This window comes from Stenotrophomonas sp. 10L48, from assembly GCF_056395105.1.
In genome coordinates this window covers 157,277-176,707 of sequence record NZ_JBFTIX010000007.1, presented here as the reverse complement: position 1 = coordinate 176,707, position 19,431 = coordinate 157,277, and the positions used below count along the sequence as shown (strand labels likewise).

The window sequence follows — 19,431 nt, the reverse complement described above, 5'->3', positions numbered from 1 at the left end:
CCTGGACTTTCCATGAAAGAAGAAATCTTCAGCGCAGTGGGCGCAGCGGCGGCCAAATCGGCTCCGCCGGTAACCGTTGCCGGTGCACTTGCCGCCGGCATCACCCTGGACCGCCTGGTGGTGGTCCTGACCATCATCTATCTCGCCGCACAGATCGCTTACCTGTGCTGGCGCTGGCTGCGCGAGTGGCGGCGGAAGGGACGCGAATGAGTACGCCGCCCACAGCGTTGCCGCTGCGCCACCTGGTTGCCGCGCTGGTCCTCAGTGCCGCAGGCCTGATCGCCATTGTCGAGCATGAGGGCTATACCGACGCGGCGGTGGTGCCGACCCGCAATGATCGGCCTACCTATGGTTTTGGCTCGACCCGGCGCGAGGACGGCACGCCGGTCCGGCTCGGAGACCGGACTACGCCCGTCCGTGCGCTGCGCACCGTGGAAGCGCACCTGGCGCGCGAGGAATCGCAGTTCCGCGCATCGTTGCCGGGCGTCGCGCTGACACAGGGTGAGTACGACACCTATGTCGACTTCCTTTACCAGTATGGGATCGGCAACTGGAATGGATCATCCACGCGCCGGCATCTCCTGCGAGGTGAGTACCGCCAAGCGTGCGATGCGCTGCTGCTGTGGAAGCGGGCAGGGGGCTACGACTGCTCGACCCGGGTCAACGGACAGCCCAACAAGGTGTGTTGGGGCGTATGGCAACGGCAGCAACAGCGTCATGCCCGCTGCCTGGCGGAGCAGTGAGGGATGCCACGCACATTGATTGCGATTGCGCTGCTGGCGCTGTGGTCGTCGGTGATGTTCGCGGCAGGCTGGGGCTGGCGTGGCGATCGCAGCGATGCCGCAAAGGCAGAGGTTGCGTCGCTGCAGCACGCCGAGGCAATGCAGGCCGAGCGCGCAGCGCGCGAACGGCAGGCGGTACAGACCGGGGCGATGGCCTCGCTGGGAGAACAGCATGAACAAGATCGAGAACGTGCGGCCGAAGTGGAAACAGCGGTGGTTGCTGGCCTGCGTGCTGGCAGTCTCCGGTTGCGCAACGACCTCGCCGCCTGTCATACCGGTCGCTTGTCCGACGCCACCGCCAGCGCCCGCGAACGTGATGCGGGCGCCCAACTACGAGCAGAGGTTGCGGCAGCGCTTGTTCGAATCGGACGCGACGCCGACGACCAGCTCAGGAGCTGCCAGGCGGTGATCGCGTTGGACCGCCGTTGAAGGCGTGCGGATCGCGGTGGGGTCAGACCTTCGGTAACCCATGACGAGCGTTCACCAGCGGATCTTCGCAATAGGGGGCGAGATGAAGTCTGCCGTGCGATCAGTGTGGCGTTATGCTCAGCGTCTTTCCCGGGATGGCCGCCCCATGCGTTTGATCGTGCTGTCGCTGTTGTTGTCCGCTGTCTCCGCCGCGCCGCTGATGGCCGCCGAACCGACGGCGCAGACGGCGGCCGCTTCGCCGCTGGTGATCGGTGAGACCTTTACCATCCAATCCAAGGCGCTGGGCGAAACCCGCCGCATCAACGTTTACCGCCCGCAGCCGTGGGGCCTGGACCCGAAGACGCCACTGCCGGTGCTGTACATGCCCGACGGCGGCATCGGCGAGGACTTCCTGCACGTGGCCGGGTTGGTGCAGGTGCTGACCGGCAACGGCAGCATGCGCCCGTTCCTGCTGGTCGGCATCGAGAACACCGAGCGCCGCCGCGACATGACCGGCCCGAGCCGTGATCCTGAGGACCAGAAGATCGCGCCGCGCATTGGTGGCTCGGCGGCGTACCGTGATTTCCTGCGCGATGAACTGATGCCGCAGATACGCCAGCGTTATGCGACCACAGACGAGCGGGCACTGATCGGTGAATCGCTGGCCGGGTTGTTCGTGATCGAAACCCTGCTGCAGGAACCGGCCATGTTCAACAGCTACATCGCGCTGGACCCCAGCTTGTGGTGGAACCACGGCGCCTTGCTGTCTGGCGCAGGCAAGCAGGTGCCGTCGGTCGCGCGCAGCGGCGCGCGGCTGTTCCTGGCCAGCAGTGGCCAGCCGGAACTGGCTGCGTCGAGCGCACGTTTGGCGGCGCTGCTGCAGCAGGCATCGCCGGCAACGCTGGTGAAGTACCAGCCGCTGCCGGAAGAGACCCACGCGACCATCTACCACCCGGCCGCCCTGCAGGGCCTGCGTACGTTGTTCCCGGTACCGCCGCCGGCGTCGCCTTGAGAGGTTTGGCGCGCAACAACGCGGTGTGTGAGGATGCATCAGCGGCGCCACCTGGGTGCGCCGCCCGCAACAGGAGAGCGCGGATGCAGCGTGTGCGTGGATGGAGTGTGCTGGCCTGCCTGGCCTTGGCTGGGTGCGCGATGTCGGTGGCGCCGCCGGCAACGCAGGAGGAAGCCAGGGAAAGCGCGACGGCCGTGCCAGGCGTTGTGCTGCCTGATACCGAGTCACTGCGCGTGCATGACCCGATCGGGCGCGACTATGCCCTGTGGGTGGCGTTGCCTGCCGGCTACGCGGCGCATCCGCAGAAGCGTTATCCGGTGGTGTACGTGACCGATGCGCTGTACAGCTTTCCGCTGGTGCGCAGCGTGCGCAACCTGGTGGGGCAGCAGGGCGTCAACATCGAGGATTTCATCCTGGTCGGGTTGCCGCCGCAGGAAGGGCTGACCTCCAAACAGAGCCGCTCGCGCGACTACACCCCCAGTGATCCTGTGCGCACCCCTGCCGGCTACTACAGCGATGACGTCACCTATGGCGGCGCGGCCCATTACCGCGACTTCCTGGCTGACCACGCACTGCCGCTGATCGATGCGCGCTACCGCACCGATCCGGCCCGGCGTGTGTTTGCGGGCCATTCCTATGGCGCGCTGTTGGGTGCTTACGTGCTGACGACCCAGCCCGACATGTTCGGCACCTACATCCTGTCCAGTCCGTCGCTGTGGTTCGACCAGGGCCTGCTGCCGCGCATGCAGGATGCCGCGGTAATGCCGTCACAGCCCATCCGCGTGCTGCTGTCGGTGGGCGGCTACGAGACGGTCAAGCCGGGCCCACGTTATTCAACGGGCAACGACATGCTGCGGCAGGCCGCCGACTTCGCCGGTCAACTGCGGCGCAGCGGTCGCAAGCTGCAGGTGGAGAACATCGTGATGGATGGCGAGGACCATCTCACCGTGTATCCGCGCGTGATCACCCGTGCGCTGCTGCAGGTACTCCCGGGCGAAGGACCGTATACCGGCGGCTGACGGCCGGCTCCATCCACGCATGGCGTGGATCTACTGGCAGCATTTTCCGTTCACGCAACGGTGCGCATCGTCGTAGATCCACGCCATGCGTGAATGGACCAGTAGATCCACGCCATGCGTGGATGGAGCAGTAGATCCACGCCATGTGTGGATGGAGCAGTAGATCCACGCAACGCGTGGATGCCAGCCTCAGGCCGCGCTTGCCTGCGGCGCCGGCATCAGCGCGGCATCGGCGGCATGGCGGAAGCACAGCCGGATCGCATCCAGCAGCTCGCTCATGTTGTAGGGCTTGGGCAGGAAATGAATGCCGTCGTGCAGTTGCGGCAGCACGGCATGCTGGTCCATGCCGGAGGTCACCAGGATCGGCAGCTGCGGATACAGGCTGCGAACGCGGTTGGCGGCCTCGATGCCACTGACCAGGCCGAGATTGACGTCGGTGAACATCAGGTCGAAGCGCTCTCCGGCGGCCAGCAGGCCCAGCGCGGCTTCGGCGCTGCTGACGCCTGCGACGTGGCAGGCCTGGCTCTCCAGCGCCATCCGGCTCAGTTCACGGGTTTCCTCGGCGTCTTCGATCAGCAGGACGCGTGGTTCAACGTGGCGCTTGGACAGCAGCATGACGCAACAACTCCGGACGGCAGGGCATGGAAGGCGCGCAAGTATGCGCAAGCCCCCAGTGAGCCCCGCGTGCAGGATCGGCTAAGCCGGCGTTACAGCGCGCGGTCGCGCTGGCGCCGCACATGCCAGGCCAGCGCTGCCACTGCCAGCAGCGTAGTGCCGATGCGCAAACTGGTGGCCTGCCAGCCCAGCGCAACGGCGTCGTCGAGGCTGAACACATTCCAGGCCAGGTTCATCGACACGTGCAGGGCCAGGCCGCACCACAGGGTATTGCCGTCGAGGTGGTCGAGCCAGGCGAAGATGAAACCGCCGAAGGCGATCACTACGCCGACGAACAGGGCCACGCCGCCGCCGTCGAAGCCGCCGAAGCCCAGCCAGTGCACCACGCCGAACAGCAGGGCCTGCGGCAGTGCGAGCAACGGCCAGGGGCCGCGCACGATCTTCGCCAGCAGCACGAAGCCGAGGCCGCGGAACAGCACTTCTTCGGCCAGCGGGAACAGCACGGCCAGCGTCGTGGCGTCCAGCGTCGTCAGCGCCGTGTTGGGCGTCCCCAGCAGGGCCAGCCCCAGCCAACACGGTAGGCTGGCCAGCAGCACCCACAACGGGCCACGCATGCCGTTTCCGCGCAGGCCGAGGCTGGCCAGCAGGCCCACTCCGCGAGGGCGCAGCAGCGTGGCCAGCAGCAGTGCGACCAGCACCGCCAGCGCGTTGTCCAGCAGGCTGCCACCGTAGGGCATGGGCAGGGCGGGAATCGGCGCGCCCAGCGCGGCACTGATGTCGCGCACGTTCAGGCCGAGGCCAACGCCAAGCAGCACCAGCAACAGGCGGACGCCTGTGGGAATCGAGTCACGGGCAGTCACATGCATTCCTTGCAGCGAGGTCGCGAGGCAGTCTGCAGGGCGGCGGACGTGGCGGCACGCGCCGGAAGTCCCTGTGCCATCGGTCATGCGTTGCCGCACAGTCATCCGCACGCAGGTACAGTCGAGGCCAGACCGACAGGAGCAATGCGAATGCTGTGCCCCGTGTGCAAGACCCAGACCCTGCAGATGGCCGAGCGCCATGGCATCGAGATCGACTACTGCCCGAGCTGCCGTGGCGTATGGCTGGATCGTGGCGAACTGGACAAGATCATCGAGCGCGCCACTGACGGTGCAGGTGCCGCCATGCCGCCGCCAGGGCCCGCGCCGGTGCAACCGCAGGCCGCTCCGCCGCCGGTGATGCATCGCGATACCCGTCATCTCGGCCAGCGCCACGATGACAACCGTGGCCAGTACAGCCAGGGCTACAAGAAAAAGAAGAAGGAAAGCTTCCTTTCGGAGTTGTTCGACTTCTAGGTAGCAGCGTCGAGCCTTGCTCGGCTTTGCTCTTTGGGGCCACGCCGACCAAGGTCGGCATCTACCAGAACAGGCGTCGAGCCTGGCTCGACTCTACAGGGACGCGGCTCAGGGCCGGCGCAGGATGAACTCGCGGTCGCGGCTGTCGCCGACGATGAAGTCATACTCGCCGGCCTTGCTGCAGCCGTAGCGCGCGTAGAAGCGCTGCGCGCCGAAGTTCTCTTCCCACACGCCAACCCACAGGGTGCGGCGCTGCGGCTGGTCCAGCCAGGTCATGAAGGCATCCATCAGGCGCGCGCCGTGGCCGCCGTTCTGGTGGCTGGCCAGGATGTACAGCCGCTTCAGTTCGATGTCGCCTTCGCGTGCTTCGGCATGCGGCAGGGTGTTGGCACCGGCGGCCAGATAGCCCACCACCGTCTCACCCTCCAGCAGCAGCCACACCGCGCTGCGCGGGTCGGACAGTTCCGCTCGCTGCGGCTCGGTGCCGTAGTGATCCTGCAGGAACGCGTGCAGGTCCTGCGGCGGATAGGAATCGCCCCAGGTTTCGGTATAGGTCTCGATGGCGATCGCCGACAGCGCGTCGACGTCGGCGAGGGTGGCGCGGCGGATATGCAACGACATGGTGCAGCCTGCAATGGAACGTGCGGCAGTGTAGCCGGCCCCGGCGGTTGCCGGGGCTGGCTGCTGCTCATGATCCGCTGCTCAGAACCACATGCGGATGCCGGCGACCCAGCGTGTGTCGCGTGCATGGTCGCCCGCATAGTCGGCGGTATCGCCGAAGGCGCGTTCGTGGCTGATGCCGATGTACGGCGCGAAGCGGCGATTGAACTCGTAGCGCAGGCGCAGGCCGGCTTCGACCTTGTTGAGGCCGCGGCCGATGCCGTGCTCCGGTTCGTCCTTGCTGGCCACGGTAGCTTCCAGCAGGGGCTGCAGGATCAACCGGTTGGTCAACAGCACGTCGTATTCGATCTCGGCCTTGGCCATCAGCTGGCCACCGGAACCGGCATACAGCGTGGCCGAGCTTTCGAACTTGTACGGCGCCAAGCCCTGGATGCCGATCGCCGCCCAGGTGCGTGAATCGGCGGGGCGGAAGTCCTGGCGTACACCGACCAGCACGTCCCACCACGGCGAAATTGCACGCCCGTACAGCGCTTCCACGCCTGATGATTCCGTGCGGCCTTCGCTGCGTTCGCCATCGGTGCGCAGCCACAGGCGGTTGATGTTGCCGCCGATCCAGCCACTGGCCTCCCAGGCTTGGCCGTTGCCGTTCTTTCCATCCCAGTGTTCCAGGCGATCGATCAGCAGCAGGCTGTGGATTTCCGGTGGGTGCTCCATCGCACCATGCGCGATGGGTGGAAACGCGGCCGCACGATCGGCATCGGTAGGGACAGGTATCGGTTCGCGCGGCTGCGTCGGCGCGGGCGTGCCGTGGCCCATTGTCGCGTGATCCATCGCGCCATGGTCCATCGTTGAATGGTCCATCGTTGAATGATCCATCGCACCGTGGTCCATCTTCGAATGGTCCATCTTCGAATGATCCACGTCGGCCGCTGCCGCTGCCGCTGGCGTGGCATCGGCAGGAGGCGAGTGCGCTGTCATGTCATGGCCGGCATGGGACTGCGCAAACGTGGGCAGCGCGGCCAACAGGCCGAGGGTCAACAGGCTTGGGGCAAGCAGGGAACGGCTCATTCTTCGATCCTCACTTCGCGCATCATGCCTGCTTCCATGTGGTACAGCAGGTGGCAGTGGTAGGCCCAGCGGCCGAGGGCATCGGCACGTACGCGATAGGTGCGGCGTGTACCGGGCGGCATGTCGATGGTGTGCTTGCGCAGCTGGAATTCACCCTGCGCGTTTTCCAGGTCGCTCCACACGCCATGCAGGTGGATCGGGTGCTGCATCATGGTGTCGTTGACCAGCACGATGCGCATGCGCTCGCCGTAGTTCAGACGCAGCGGTTCGGCACCGGCGAAGGGAATGCCGTCGAACGACCAGGAGAACTTTTCCATGTGGCCGGTCAGGTGCAGCTCGATCTCGCGGCCGGGCTCGCGGCCATCGGGGTCTTCGAACAGGCTGCGCATCGCACCATAGGTCAGCACCTGGCGGCCGTTGTCGCGCAGGCCGATGCCGGGGTCGTCCAGCTTGGGCTCGGTGGCCGAACTCTGCATGTCCACCAGCGGATTGTTGCGCTCGCTGGCCGGATGTTTTGGCGCTTTGCTGGCGGTATCGCCGCCGCCATGTGCGCCGTGGCCCATGCTGGCACCGCAGCCGCCTTCCATGCCCTTCATTGCTGCCATGTCGTGTCCGCCGTGGCCACCGCCGCCCATGTCGTGACCCGACATTCCTGTGACATGGGCCATGTCATGGCCCATGTCGCCCATCGTCAGCAACGGGCGCGGATCGCGCGCGGGAATCGGTGCCTGCAGCCCATGGCGCACGGCGAGGGTGCCGGCGGCATAGCCCGTGCGGCCCATGTCCTGGCAGAAGATGGTGAAGGCATCCTGGCCGCTGGGTTCCACCAGTACGTCGTAGGTTTCGGCCGGGGCGATGCGGAACTCGTCGATGCTGACCGGATGGATGTACTGGCCGTCGGCGGCGACCACGGTCATCTTCAGGCCGGGAATGCGCACGTCGAAGTAGGTCATCGACGCACCGTTGATGAAACGCAGCAGCACCTTTTCGCCACTGCGGAACAGCCCGGTCCAGTTGCCGGCCGGCGCGGTCCCGTTCATCAGGTAGGTATAAGTGTGCGCGTTGATGTCGGAGATGTCGCTGGGCGTCATCCGCATCCGGCCCCACATGCCGCGGTCGGACAGCGCGGCCGACCAGCCATCGCGACGGGCGTCGCGCAGGAAGTCGGGCAGGGTGCGCTTGTAGTAGTTGTCGTGCTCGGCGAGCTTCTTCATGCGCCGGAACAACGCGCCGGGATCCATGTCGGTCCAGTCGGACAGCATGATCACGTGCTCGCGGTCATGCCGGTACGGCGCCGGTTCGGCCGGGTCGATGATCAGCGCGCCGTACAGCCCCGCCTGTTCCTGGAACAGCGAATGGCTGTGATACCAGTAGGTGCCGGACTGCTTGAGGTCGAAGTGGTAGTGGTAGGTCTCGCCGGGGCCGATGCCGTTGAAGCTCAGGCCCGGCACGCCATCCATGTTGGCCGGCAGCAGGATGCCGTGCCAGTGGATCGAAGTAGGGTGCTGGCCGAGCGTGTTGCGCACGAACAGGTCCACGGTCTGGCCTTCGCGCCAGCGCAGGATCGGTGCCGGCAGCGATCCGTTGACGGTGATCGCCGGGCGGGTGCGTCCGGTGAAGTTGGCCAGCGACTCGCCGATCGCCAGTTCGACGCGGGTATCGCTGATGACCGAAGGTGCGCCGGCCAGGCGTGGCGCGGCAGAAGCGGCGGCGAGCGCGCGCTGCGGGATGCCGGCCGCGGCGATGCCGGCGACCACGCCGCCAGCAGCGATGCCCTGCACGAACAGACGGCGCGACGGCATGGGCACAGCGCCCGGGCCGGGAGGAATACGGGTACTCATGGTGGTGACTCCAAACACGGAAAGACGCCAGCGCAGGGCCGGCTTCAGTGCGCAGCGCGCACGAGGTGTGTTGGATCAGCCGATGGGAGGGCGCGAGATCGGCGGCAGCGGCGGTGCCGGGCGGCCATTGGCAGGCATCGGCTGCGGGGTCAGGGAAAGACCGGGACCGGTCAGGAAAGGCAGTGCCTGCACGGCCAGCAGCGGGTGCTGGGCACAGCTGCGCATGCAGTCCTTGATCTGGCAGTGTGCGTCGTGGGCGGGGGCCTTGGCCTGCGGCGCCTCGTCTGCAGTCATGCCGGCGTGGTGGTGGCAGTCAGCGTCGCCTTCATCGGTCGTTGCCGAGGCCATCGCATGGGCCATGCAGCCCATGTCCTCGTGCCCGCTGGCCATGGCCGCGTTCAGCCCGTTGAGAAACAGGCTGAGCATGAGCACGACACGGAGCAGGGTCGAGGCGAGGGACATGGCGCTAATCTAGCGGCAAGTGGGCGGACATGCACATCCGGCTGAACGGGTGGTTCAAGGTTTGAGCCGGGCGAGGGTGCGCAATCGCGCAGCCTGGTAGCTTCTGGCCATGCCCGGCGAGCGTGAGGCCCGGTCGATATGCGGGCCGCCGGGCATGGCCCGGCGCTACCGGGGTCATCCCTCTTCGCGCACGATCTCGACCAATCTCGGGCCATAGCGGCTGAGCTTGGTGCCGCCGATGCCACCGACCCGGGCCAGCTCGTCCAGCGAGGTCGGGCGCTGTTCGGCGATGTTGCGCAGGGTGCTGTCGTGGAAGATCACGAAGGCCGGCACGTTCTGCTCGCGCGCCAGCTCGGCGCGCAGGCCGCGCAGCGCATTGAACAGGGCCAGGTCCTGCGGCAGCACCGACAGGCCGGTGCGTTGCGCGCTGCGTTCGCGCCCGGCGCTGGCACTGACTGCATCGCGGCGCATGCTGATCTGGCGGCGACCGGTCAGCACATCGCGGCTGGCATCGGTCAGGCGCAGGCCACCGTGGCCCTCGCTGTCCACTTCCAGCAGGCTGGCGGCCACCAGCTGGCGGAACACGCTGCGCCAGGTGCGCGCGTCCAGGTCGCGGCCGATGGCGTAGGTGCTCAGCTTGTCGTGGCCCTGCTGCTTGACCTTCTCGTTCTCGCTGCCGCGCAGGACGTCGATCAGGTGGCCGACGCCGAAGCGCTGGCCACTGCGGTATACACAGCTCAACGCCTTCTGCGCGGGGATGGTGGCGTCCCAGGCCGCCGGCGGAGTCAGGCAGTTGTCGCAGTTGCCGCAGGGCTTGGGGTAGGTCTCGCCGAAACCGGCCAGCAGCACCTGCCGGCGGCACTGCATCGATTCGCAGTACCCCAGCAGGTGGTCGAGCTTGGACCGCTCCAGCTGCTTGCGCTCCTCGCTGGCCTCGGACTGCTCGATCATCTGCTTGAGCAGCACCACATCGCCCAGGCCGTAGCAGAGCCAGGCCTCGGCAGCTTCGCCATCGCGCCCGGCGCGGCCGGTTTCCTGGTAGTAGCCTTCCATCGACTTGGGCAGGTCGGTATGGGCGACAAAGCGTACGTCCGGCTTGTCGATGCCCATGCCGAAGGCGATGGTCGCGCACATGACGATGCCGTCTTCGCGCAGGAAACGGCGCTGGTTGTTGGCACGCACTTCCGCGGGCAGGCCGGCGTGGTAGGGCAGGGCATTGAACCCCTGCGTGCACAGGAACTCGGCGGTTTCCTCCACCTTGCGCCGTGACATGCAGTAGACGATGCCGGCCTCGCTGCGATGGCTGCGCAGGAAATCGCTCAGCTGCTTGCGGGCGTTGTCCTTCTGCACCACGGTGTAGCGGATGTTGGGGCGATCGAAGGAGCTGACGAAGTGACGTGCTTCGGCCAGGTCCAGGCGCTCGGCGATCTCGCGCTGGGTTGGCGGGTCGGCGGTGGCGGTCAGGGCGATCCGCGGAATCTCCGGCCAGCGCTCGTGCAGGACGGTCAGCTGCCGGTATTCGGGGCGGAAGTCGTGGCCCCATTGCGACACGCAGTGGGCTTCGTCGATGGCGAACAGGGCGATCCGGCTGCGCGACAGCAGCGACAGGAAGCGGCCGGTCAGCAGGCGTTCGGGAGCGACATAGAGCATGTCGAGCTCACCGGCGAGCAGTTCGCGTTCGACCCGGCCAGCCGTTTCGGCGTCCAGGGTCGAGTTCAGGAATTCGGCGCGCACGCCGAGCTGGCGCAGGGCTTCGACCTGGTCCTGCATCAGCGCGATCAGCGGCGAGATGACGATGCCACAGCCGTCACGCAGCAGGGCGGGCACCTGGTAGCACAGTGATTTGCCGCCGCCGGTAGGCATCAGCACCAGGGCATCGTGACCGGCAGCCACATGCTCCACGATGTCCTGCTGCGGACCACGGAAATCGTCGTAACCAAAGACGCGGCGGAGCAGGTCGTGCGCGGGACGGGAAGCCATCCAGCTAGTTTACCCCGGCGGGGGTTCGGCCGGGTTGCACCCGGCACCTGCCGTGGTGCCGGCCGCTGGCCGGCAATCCTGGCAACAGCAACAGCAACAGCAACAGCAACAGCAACAGCCGGCTCTGGGGTGATCCGTGGTTTGGCGGGGTGGTGTGGGCTTGCAGGACACGCCGTAAATCCGTCCATGGGGCTCGATGGCGCCATCCATGGCACCAACGGTCCTGCAAACCCACACCGCCCCACCCCCGACAGATTTCCGGTGACGGTTGGTAGATCCACGCCATGCGTGGATGAAATCTGTCAGATATCGACAAATAAAATGGGGTCGGATCCGTTTTCCTGCGGAAAACGGATCCGACCCCAAGCTTTAAGAGTTGGCCCGACAGATTGCGGAAGACTGTCGAAGGCGGGGTGGGTCCGGTGGCAGGGGTGTCCGCGGCATGGATGCCGCGGCCAAGCCCCCATGGACGGGTTTACGGCGTCCCCTGCCATCGGACCCACCCCGCCTACCCACAGGAAGCCAGCTTTTGCTCTGGCTCTGGCCTTGGCTTCAAGGCCTCTGCAGGTGCAGGGCGCAGCCCTGCCGAACCACCCAAAACCCTTACTGGAGCAGCGAGCGCAGCATCCACGCGTATTTCTCGTGGGTCTGCAGGCGCTGGGTCATCAGATCCTCGGTCGGGGCGTCGTCAGCGTCGTCGGCCACATCCAGCACTTCACGTGCCGTACGGCATACCGCTTCGTTGGCGACCACCAACTGGCGTACCATTTCACGCCAGTCCGCACTGTCGGTCAGGCCCGGCTCCTCGACGATCGAGGTCAGCGCAGCAAATTCCCGGTAGGAGCCCGGGGCATTGAAGCCCAGTGCGCGGATGCGCTCGGCCACATCGTCCAGTGCCGCCCACTGCTCGGTGTACTGCGTCTCGAACATGGTGTGCAGCGAGTTGAACATCGACCCGGTGACATTCCAGTGGAAGTTGTGGGTCTTCAGATAGAGCGTGAACGCATCGGCCTGGAACCGCGCCAATCCGTCGGCGATCTTCTTGCGGTCGCCCTGGGTGATCCCGATATCGATGTTGGGGGCCGACGGCGCGGAAGCCGCAAGCTTCTGCTTGCCGGTCTTGGGCTTGGTCGTGCTCTTGGTCTTCGCCATGGGGTTCCTCCTTATGGAATCGTTGGCCTTCACAATAAATCAGTCTTGATGACTGGTCGCATTCAAAGTTTTAAACGAACCGATTGATGAACGCTATCGACAAAATGCCGCAGTCCCGCCAGCGCCAACAGCGTGCCGCCATCGACGGCGCCATGAGCCGCGACCGTGGACGATTGCTGGGAATGCTCTCGCGTTGCCAAGCCAAGCCACAGGATGCGGCGTTGGCCGCCAGTTTCGAGCAGGCCTTGCAGGTTTCGGTGCAGCGCCGCCACGCGCGGGCGCAACAACAGCCGGCCATTACTCTGGACCCACAGCTGCCGATTGCGCGTGAAGCCGAGACCATCACCCAGTTGATCCGCGACCACCAGGTGGTGGTGATCGCCGGTGAAACCGGCTCGGGCAAGACCACCCAGCTACCGAAGCTGTGCCTGGCCGCCGGCCGTGGCCAGGCCGGCATGATCGGCTGCACGCAGCCGCGCCGGATCGCCGCACGTGCGGTGGCCAGTCGTGTCGCGCAGGAACTGCAGAGTGAACTGGGCCAGCTGGTGGGCTACCAGGTGCGCTTCAACGACAAGGTCGGCGAAGACACCCGCATCAAGTTCATGACCGACGGCATCCTGCTGGCCGAAATCGCCAGTGATCGCTGGCTGTCGAACTACGACACGATCATCGTCGACGAAGCGCACGAACGCAGCCTCAACATCGACTTCCTGCTTGGCTATCTCAAGCAGCTGCTGCGCAAGCGCCCGGACCTGAAGCTGATCGTCACTTCGGCGACCATCGACACCGAGCGCTTCGCCCAGCATTTCGACAATGCGCCGGTGATCAGCGTCGAAGGCCGTACCTATCCGGTGGAGGTGCGCTATCGCGCGCTGGAAGGCGAGGGCGAAGACCAGGGCGAACGCACGGTCAACGATGCGATCGTTGCGGCCATCGACGAAATCACCCGCCTGGATTCCCGTGGCGACGTGCTGATCTTCCTGCCGGGCGAGCGTGAGATCCGCGATGCACACCAGTCACTGGAGCGGCGCAAGTACCGCAGTACCGAAGTGCTGCCGCTGTACGCGCGGCTGTCCAACCAGGACCAGGACCGGGTGTTCAACCCCGGCCCGAACCGGCGCATCGTGCTGGCCACCAATGTGGCCGAGACCTCGTTGACGGTGCCGCGCATCCGTTATGTGGTCGACCCCGGTTTCGCCCGCGTCAAGCGTTACAGCCCGCGCAACAAGCTGGACCGGCTGCACATCGAGCCGATCTCGCAGGCCAGTGCCAACCAGCGCAAGGGCCGCTGTGGCCGCGTGGCCGAGGGCATCTGCTATCGCCTGTATGCCGAGGCCGATTTCCAGGCGCGGGCGGAGTTCACCGATCCGGAAATCCGTCGTTCCAGCCTGGCCGGGGTGATCCTGCGCATGCTGCAGCTTGGCCTGGGCCGCATCGAGGATTTCCCGTTCCTTGAGGCGCCGGATGAGCGGGCCGTCGCTGACGGTTGGCAGCATCTGACCGAGCTGGGGGCGATCGACAGCGAACGCCACCTGACCGCGATCGGCAAGCAGATGGCGCGCCTGCCGGTGGACGTGAAACTGGCGCGCATGCTGGTGGCGGCGCAGGCGGCAGGCTGCCTGCGACCGATGCTGGTGATCGCCTCGTTCCTGGGCATCCAGGATCCGCGCGAGCGGCCGCCCGAGGCGCGTGGCGCCGCCGACAACGCACACGCGCAGTTCGCCGATGGCCGCTCCGAGTTCGTCGGTGTGCTGCGTCTGTGGGACGCCTATCGCCAGTCCCATGAGGATCTGACCCAGTCCAAGCTGCGCGACTGGTGCGGCCGCCACTTCCTCGGCTTCCTGCGCATGCGTGAATGGCGCGAGCTGCATCGACAGCTGCGCCTGCTGTGCGAGGAACTGGGCTGGAAGGAAGAGGCCAACGAGGCATCGATGGCCCCGCTGCTGGCCCGCAGCAGTGCGCCGGCTCCGGCGCGCGATGATGCTGCTGCGGTGAAGGCGACCCGTGGCCAGCTGCACCGTGCTGCGCGCCTGGCCCGCGAGGGCAAGGCCGAAACGGCGCCCGCGCCGGTCGCTGCCCGTGCGCAGAAGGACCAGGCGCCCGACGGCGGTGGTTACAGCGAACGCGTTCGCGCCACGGCTTACCAGACCCTGCATCGGGCCCTGGTGGCGGGCCTGCCCACGCAGATCGGCCATCGCAGCGAGAAGGGTGATTTCCAGGCGCCGCGCCAACGCCGTTTCCTGCCATTCCCCGGTTCGACGCTGTCCAAGCGGCCGCCACCGTGGCTGCTGGCCGCCAACCTGCTGGATACGCAGAAGGTGTGGGGCATGACCCTGGCGGCGATCGAGCCGGACTGGGTGATCGCCGAACTGCCGCACCTGCTGCTGCGCAAGCACTTCGACCCGCATTGGTCGCGTGCGCAGGGCCAGGTGCTGGCCTCCGAGCAGATCAGCCTGTTCGGGCTGGTGCTGGCGCCGAAGAAGCCGGTGCATTACGGCCGCATCAACGCCGGCGAGGCGCATGACATCTTCGTGCGCCAGGCACTGGTGACCGGTGAGATCAACACCCGTGCCAGCTTCGTGGCCGACAACCAGAAGGTGCTGGAGCAGGCACGCGAGGAAGAAGCCAAGCTGCGCCGTGCCGGCATCGTTGCCGACGAGGACTGGCAGGCACGCTGGTACCTGGACCGGGTGCCGCCGCAGATCCATTCCGCGTCCGGGCTGGATGCGTGGTGGAAGGCGCTGCCGCCGGAACAACGCAAGGGCCTGCACTGGTCGTTGATGGATCTGCTGCCGGGCGAAGGCAGCGAGCAGGAGCGCTACCCGAAGTACCTGGCGTTGGGCCAGGCGCGGTTGCCGCTGCACTACCGCTTCGAACCGGGAGCCGACGATGACGGCGTGACCCTGGACGTGCCGCTGCACCTGCTCAATGCATTGGATGCGGTGCAGTTGGGATGGCTGGCGCCGGGTTTCGTTGCCGACAAGGCGGCGGCCTTGATCCGCAGCCTGCCCAAGGCAATGCGGCGCAACTACGTGCCGGCACCGGATTTCGCGCGCGCGTTCTACGAGGCCTTCCCGCAGCCCAGCGCGGACGCGATCACCGGCGAGCTGGCGCGCTTCCTGTCCCGCGCAACCGGGGCAACCGTGGCCGCTACCGATTTCGATCCCGGTTCAATCGAACCGCACCTGCACATGAACCTGCGCCTGCGCGATGAGCAGGGCAAGGTGCTGGCAACCTCGCGCGACCTCGATGTGCTGCGTGCGAAGTTCGGTGGCCGTGCCGGCGATGCGTTCGCCGCACGTGCCGGGCGCGAGATGGCGGCCGATGGCCTGCGCACGTTCCCGGCCTCGCCGATTCCGCTGCAGGTACCGGGCGAGGCCGGCGTGCCGGCCTATCCCGCGCTGAAGGATGAGGGTGACAGCGTTGCACTGCGCATCTTTGCTGATCGCCAACAGGCCGAGGAAGCACACCCGCTGGGCGTGCGTCGACTGCTGGAGATCGGCCTGGGCGAGAAGATCAAACAGGCACGCAAGCAGTTGCCGGTAGCAGCGAAAACCGGCCTGTTGTACGCCTCGATCGAAACCCAGGAACGCCTGCGTGGCGATCTGGTCGATGCGGCGCTGAATGCCGTGCTGGCCGACGGCCTGGGCGATATCCGCGATGCGGCGGCGTTCGAACAGCGTCGCGAGCACGCCGCAAAAACGCTGTTCGGCGAGGCCATGCAGCGGTTGAAGCTGGCCGAGACGATCCTTGCCCTGGTGGCCGAATTGAAGCCGATGCTGGAAGCACCGTTGATGGGCTGGGCGCGCGGCAATCTGGATGACATGGAAGCGCAGCTGGTTGGGCTGATCCATCCCGGCTTCCTGCGCGACACGCCGGCCGACGCCCTGGCGCAGTACCCGCGCTACCTGAAAGCGATGATCCTGCGCACCGAACGCGCCAAGCGCGATCCCCCGCGTGACCAGGCGCGCATGCTGGAACTGCACCCGTTCCTGGAGGCATTGCAGGTGGGCGAGCAGCAGGGCCTGCGCGAGCGGCCGCAGTGGCAGGCCTTGCGCTGGGATCTGGAGGAGCTGAGGGTATCGTTGTTCGCGCAGGAGCTGGGCGCACGCACCGGCGTTTCGGCGAAGAAGCTGGCGCAGCGGGTGACCGCACTGCGCCAGGCCTCGTAATCCCTGGGCTGGCCCCGCCGGGCACTGGCTGGCGGGGTCAAACGGAATGGCATCCACGCATGGCGTGGATCTACTGCGGGACGTGGCGCAGCAGGTTGCCGCCAAACGTTGGCTTGGCTCTACAGCAAAACCAGGCCGTTACTTGGTGCGGCGCACCTTGGGCTGGGTGTTCACGCCTTCGACCTTCAGGTACCACACGCCCATCACTCCGGGGCTGATGCTGACCTTCGGCGACTGCTTGCGTACGCCGGAAATCGAGGTGGCATCGGTCTGTTCCCACTGCTGGCCATTGTCCAGCACGTAGATCCGGCCCTTGCCGAAACCGCGGAACTCGCCCTGCAGCACGCCGCTGATCGGCTCGTTGCTGCCGAAGTCGAAGAAGCCGCGGTTCTTCACGATCACTTCCTGGCGGCCTTCCTCGCGCGCTTCTTCGCGCACCGCAGCGACGGCCTCGGTGGTGGCGGCTTCAACCTTGCCCTGCAGCCAGCGGTTCAGCGTGGCCAGCTCGGCGGCATTGAGCTTGTCCAGGCCAGCGGCCTTGAATTCGGCCGGTGACATCTGCTGCTGCAGGTCACCCTGCACCACGCGCTGGGCCAGCGCAGGCGTCGACAGGGACAGCAGCACGGCGGCACAGGCCAGCAGGCGAGGGCGGAAAGGCAGGGTGATCGAAGGCATGGCGGAACTCTCCCGTGGATGTCGGCGAGTGTAGCGGCATGTCCACATTCCCGGCGATGCTGGCCGCGGCGATTGTTCCTGAACGGCTGCGGCGCTAGTGTAGGGGCTTCTGTCTTGCCTGCTCGATGCTGTGAACCGCGCTTCCGTCCCCGGCCTGGATGCCTTGTTGAACCGCCCCTCGGCAGCCGTGCTGCCGGCTCCGCTGCGCCAGGCCCTGCGCGGGTATTGGGAAGCGCCCGACTGCGACCCGCAGATGCGTGCCAGCTGGTCGGTGCTGGGCGATACCCTGGACGCGCTCGCGATGCTCTCGGCAGACGAGGGCGCCGTGGTGGCGGCCCTGCTGTTCGATCTGCCGGGCCTGCGCGTCCACCTTGATGCATTGCCGCTGGGCAGCCACAAAGCGGCGGTGATCGGCCTGCTCGATGGACAGGACGCGGCCGATCCCGTCTGGGCACTGCATGCCGGTCGCGAGGCCGGCCGCAACAGCGAAGGCCTGCGCCGGTTGCTGCTGGCGATCATCCGCGACCTGCGGGTGGTACCGATCCTGCTGGCCCGGCAGCTGGCGCGCATGCGCGCGGCCGACAAGCTCGAAGAGGAGCAGCGCCGCGCGCTGGCCCAGTTGACCCGCGACATCCATGCGCCGCTGGCCAACCGGCTCGGCATCTGGCAGTTGAAGTGGGAGCTGGAAGACCTGGCCTTCCGTCACCTGGAGCCGGAAACCTACCGGCGCATCGCGCGTGAGGTCGACGAAACCCGCATCGCCCGCGAGCGCTACGTCGAGAATGTGAAGAAGGTGCTGTCGCGCGAACTGGGCGTGCAGGGCATCCGCGCCGAGGTCAGCGGCCGCCCCAAGCACATCTACAGCATCTGGCGGAAGATGCAGAAGAAGCGCCTGGCCTTCGACCAGCTGTATGACATCCGAGCGGTACGGGTGATGGTCGACGACGTCGCCGCCTGCTACGCCGCGCTCGGCGTGGTGCATGCGCTGTGGGCACCGGTGCCGAGCGAGTTCGACGATTACATCGCCCGGCCCAAGGCCAACGATTACCGCTCGCTGCACACGGCGGTGGTTGGCCCGGAAGGGCGCACCATCGAAGTGCAGATCCGCACCCACGACATGCACGCGCAGGCCGAGCTGGGCGTGGCCGCGCACTGGAAGTACAAGGAAGGCGGCAAGGGCGCGGAGAAGTCGTTCGATCGCAAGATCACCTGGATGCGGCAGCTGCTGGAGCAGGCGCAGGACGGGCAGGGCAATGAACTGGCCGGGGCGCTTGATGCCGAGCTGACCGAAGACCGTGTCTACGCGCTGACCCCGAAGGACGAGGTGCTGGACCTGCCGCAGGGCGCAACACCGCTGGATTTTGCCTACCAGGTGCACACCATGGTCGGACACCGCTGCCGTGGGGCCAAGGTCAACGGCCGCATCGTGCCGTTGACCTACCGCCTGCGCAGCGGGGATCGCGTCGAGATCCTCACCGGCAAGGAGGCCGACCCGCGCCGCGACTGGCTGATGCCGGCCAACGGCTTCCTGGCCAGCAACCGCTCGCGCGAGAAGGTGCGCAGCTGGTTCCACAAGCTGGACCGTGCGCGCAACGTGCAGGCGGGGCGCGAGCTGCTGGAGCGCGAACTGAAGCGGCTGGGCCTGCAGCATTCGGACCTGTCCGCGGCGGCGAAGAAGTTCCACGCCGACAGCGTCGACGACCTGTACATCCAGGTTGCCCTGGGCGATACCGGCCCCAACCAGGTCAGCCGTTCGCTGCTGGAGGCCGAGCGTGCGGCCAGCCAGCCGGCGCCGACGTCGGCCTTGCCGCGGCCGACCGCGCGCCGCGAGAACCTGGGCAAGTCCAAGTTCACCGTACAGGGCGTGGGCAACCTGCTGGTGCAGCTGGCGCGTTGCTGCCAGCCGGTGGCGGGTGAACCGATCGTCGGCTACCTGACCCGTAGCCGTGGTGTCACGGTACATCGTGCAGACTGCGTGGCATTGGCACGGCTGGCTGCGACCAGCCCGCAGCGGATCCTGCCGGTGGAATGGGGCCAGGCCGGCGGTGGCTATGAAGTGGACGTGGTGGTCGACGCGGTCGACCGCCGCTGGCTGCTGAAGGACATCACCAACCTGATCGCACAGGAAGACGCCTACGTGCTGGACATCCACAGCGACAACGTCCGCAACAGTGGCCGCGCGCATCTGCGCCTGCGGTTGAAGGTCAGCGACTACGGCCAGTTGTCGACTCTGCTGGGCAAGCTCGATGCGTTGCCGGGCGTGAGCGAGGCGCGTCGTCTGGGCTGAGCT

17 protein-coding genes are annotated in these 19,431 nt (G+C 66.8%); 8 read left to right on the top strand and 9 right to left on the bottom strand.

Annotated features, from left to right (window positions below; translation table 11 throughout):
- Positions 1–12: 12 nt before the first annotated feature.
- The 5 genes from AC1DCU_RS13795 to AC1DCU_RS13775 all read left to right on the top strand — a co-directional run bounded on the left by AC1DCU_RS13795 (position 13) and on the right by AC1DCU_RS13775 (position 3,221).
- Positions 13–210, top strand: a complete 198-nt coding sequence (locus tag AC1DCU_RS13795) for a hypothetical protein (protein WP_025874660.1) — start codon at positions 13–15, stop codon at positions 208–210.
- Positions 207–743 (top strand): glycoside hydrolase family protein, encoded by a 537-nt coding sequence (locus tag AC1DCU_RS13790; RefSeq protein ID WP_442252148.1) that lies wholly within the window; start codon positions 207–209, stop codon positions 741–743. Before AC1DCU_RS13795 ends, AC1DCU_RS13790 begins: the two co-directional genes overlap by 4 nt.
- 3 nt (positions 744–746) lie before the next feature.
- Positions 747–1,211 (top strand): lysozyme, encoded by a 465-nt coding sequence (locus tag AC1DCU_RS13785; RefSeq protein WP_282279908.1) that lies wholly within the window; start codon positions 747–749, stop codon positions 1,209–1,211.
- A 145-nt stretch (positions 1,212–1,356) separates the two neighbouring features.
- Complete coding sequence (locus tag AC1DCU_RS13780; protein WP_442252149.1) at positions 1,357–2,202, top strand: alpha/beta hydrolase; 846 nt, start codon at positions 1,357–1,359, stop codon at positions 2,200–2,202.
- Between the two features lie 83 nt (positions 2,203–2,285).
- Positions 2,286–3,221, top strand: coding sequence for an alpha/beta hydrolase (locus tag AC1DCU_RS13775; RefSeq protein ID WP_442252150.1), 936 nt, complete (start codon positions 2,286–2,288; stop codon positions 3,219–3,221).
- 189 nt (positions 3,222–3,410) lie between these two features.
- Here the strand turns inward: AC1DCU_RS13775 and AC1DCU_RS13770 are convergent, their stop codons facing one another.
- Both AC1DCU_RS13770 and AC1DCU_RS13765 read right to left on the bottom strand, forming a co-directional pair.
- The gene (locus AC1DCU_RS13770; RefSeq protein ID WP_025874652.1) at positions 3,411–3,836 is read right to left on the bottom strand and encodes a response regulator; all 426 of its coding nucleotides are present in this window, start codon (positions 3,834–3,836) and stop codon (positions 3,411–3,413) included.
- Between the two features lie 92 nt (positions 3,837–3,928).
- Positions 3,929–4,696 (bottom strand): CPBP family glutamic-type intramembrane protease, encoded by a 768-nt coding sequence (locus AC1DCU_RS13765; protein WP_478013542.1) that lies wholly within the window; start codon positions 4,694–4,696, stop codon positions 3,929–3,931.
- Positions 4,697–4,846: 150 nt separating this feature from the next.
- Here AC1DCU_RS13765 and AC1DCU_RS13760 point away from each other — a divergent pair, with 150 nt between their 5' ends.
- Positions 4,847–5,170, top strand: coding sequence for a TFIIB-type zinc ribbon-containing protein (locus AC1DCU_RS13760; protein WP_025874650.1), 324 nt, complete (start codon positions 4,847–4,849; stop codon positions 5,168–5,170).
- Between the two features lie 108 nt (positions 5,171–5,278).
- Here the strand turns inward: AC1DCU_RS13760 and AC1DCU_RS13755 are convergent, their stop codons facing one another.
- The 6 genes from AC1DCU_RS13755 to AC1DCU_RS13730 all read right to left on the bottom strand — a co-directional run bounded on the left by AC1DCU_RS13755 (position 5,279) and on the right by AC1DCU_RS13730 (position 12,294).
- Positions 5,279–5,791, bottom strand: coding sequence for a GNAT family N-acetyltransferase (locus tag AC1DCU_RS13755; protein WP_313445314.1), 513 nt, complete (start codon positions 5,789–5,791; stop codon positions 5,279–5,281).
- Positions 5,792–5,872: 81 nt separating this feature from the next.
- The gene (locus AC1DCU_RS13750; RefSeq protein WP_442252152.1) at positions 5,873–6,859 is read right to left on the bottom strand and encodes a copper resistance protein B; all 987 of its coding nucleotides are present in this window, start codon (positions 6,857–6,859) and stop codon (positions 5,873–5,875) included.
- Complete coding sequence (locus AC1DCU_RS13745) at positions 6,856–8,700, bottom strand: copper resistance system multicopper oxidase (protein WP_032975079.1); 1,845 nt, start codon at positions 8,698–8,700, stop codon at positions 6,856–6,858. The genes AC1DCU_RS13750 and AC1DCU_RS13745 overlap by 4 nt, the downstream gene beginning before the upstream one ends.
- 75 nt (positions 8,701–8,775) lie before the next feature.
- Positions 8,776–9,162: a CopL family metal-binding regulatory protein gene (locus AC1DCU_RS13740; RefSeq protein WP_442252153.1), complete on the bottom strand. Its 387-nt coding sequence runs from the start codon at positions 9,160–9,162 to the stop codon at positions 8,776–8,778.
- Between the two features lie 174 nt (positions 9,163–9,336).
- The gene (recQ, locus tag AC1DCU_RS13735; RefSeq protein ID WP_025874645.1) at positions 9,337–11,142 is read right to left on the bottom strand and encodes a DNA helicase RecQ; all 1,806 of its coding nucleotides are present in this window, start codon (positions 11,140–11,142) and stop codon (positions 9,337–9,339) included.
- Between the two features lie 603 nt (positions 11,143–11,745).
- The gene (locus AC1DCU_RS13730; RefSeq protein WP_025879374.1) at positions 11,746–12,294 is read right to left on the bottom strand and encodes a Dps family protein; all 549 of its coding nucleotides are present in this window, start codon (positions 12,292–12,294) and stop codon (positions 11,746–11,748) included.
- A gap of 86 nt (positions 12,295–12,380) precedes the next feature.
- Here AC1DCU_RS13730 and hrpA point away from each other — a divergent pair, with 86 nt between their 5' ends.
- Positions 12,381–16,466, top strand: coding sequence for an ATP-dependent RNA helicase HrpA (hrpA, locus tag AC1DCU_RS13725; RefSeq protein ID WP_442252302.1), 4,086 nt, complete (start codon positions 12,381–12,383; stop codon positions 16,464–16,466).
- Between the two features lie 138 nt (positions 16,467–16,604).
- On the opposite strand, the gene AC1DCU_RS13720 is transcribed toward hrpA, so the two are convergent.
- Entirely contained in the window at positions 16,605–17,141 is a 537-nt protein-coding gene (locus tag AC1DCU_RS13720) for a hypothetical protein (RefSeq protein ID WP_025879372.1), read from the bottom strand.
- Between the two features lie 130 nt (positions 17,142–17,271).
- Between AC1DCU_RS13720 and AC1DCU_RS13715 the strand changes: the two genes are divergently transcribed.
- Positions 17,272–19,428 (top strand): bifunctional (p)ppGpp synthetase/guanosine-3',5'-bis(diphosphate) 3'-pyrophosphohydrolase, encoded by a 2,157-nt coding sequence (locus AC1DCU_RS13715; protein WP_032974983.1) that lies wholly within the window; start codon positions 17,272–17,274, stop codon positions 19,426–19,428.
- Positions 19,429–19,431: the final 3 nt, after the last annotated feature.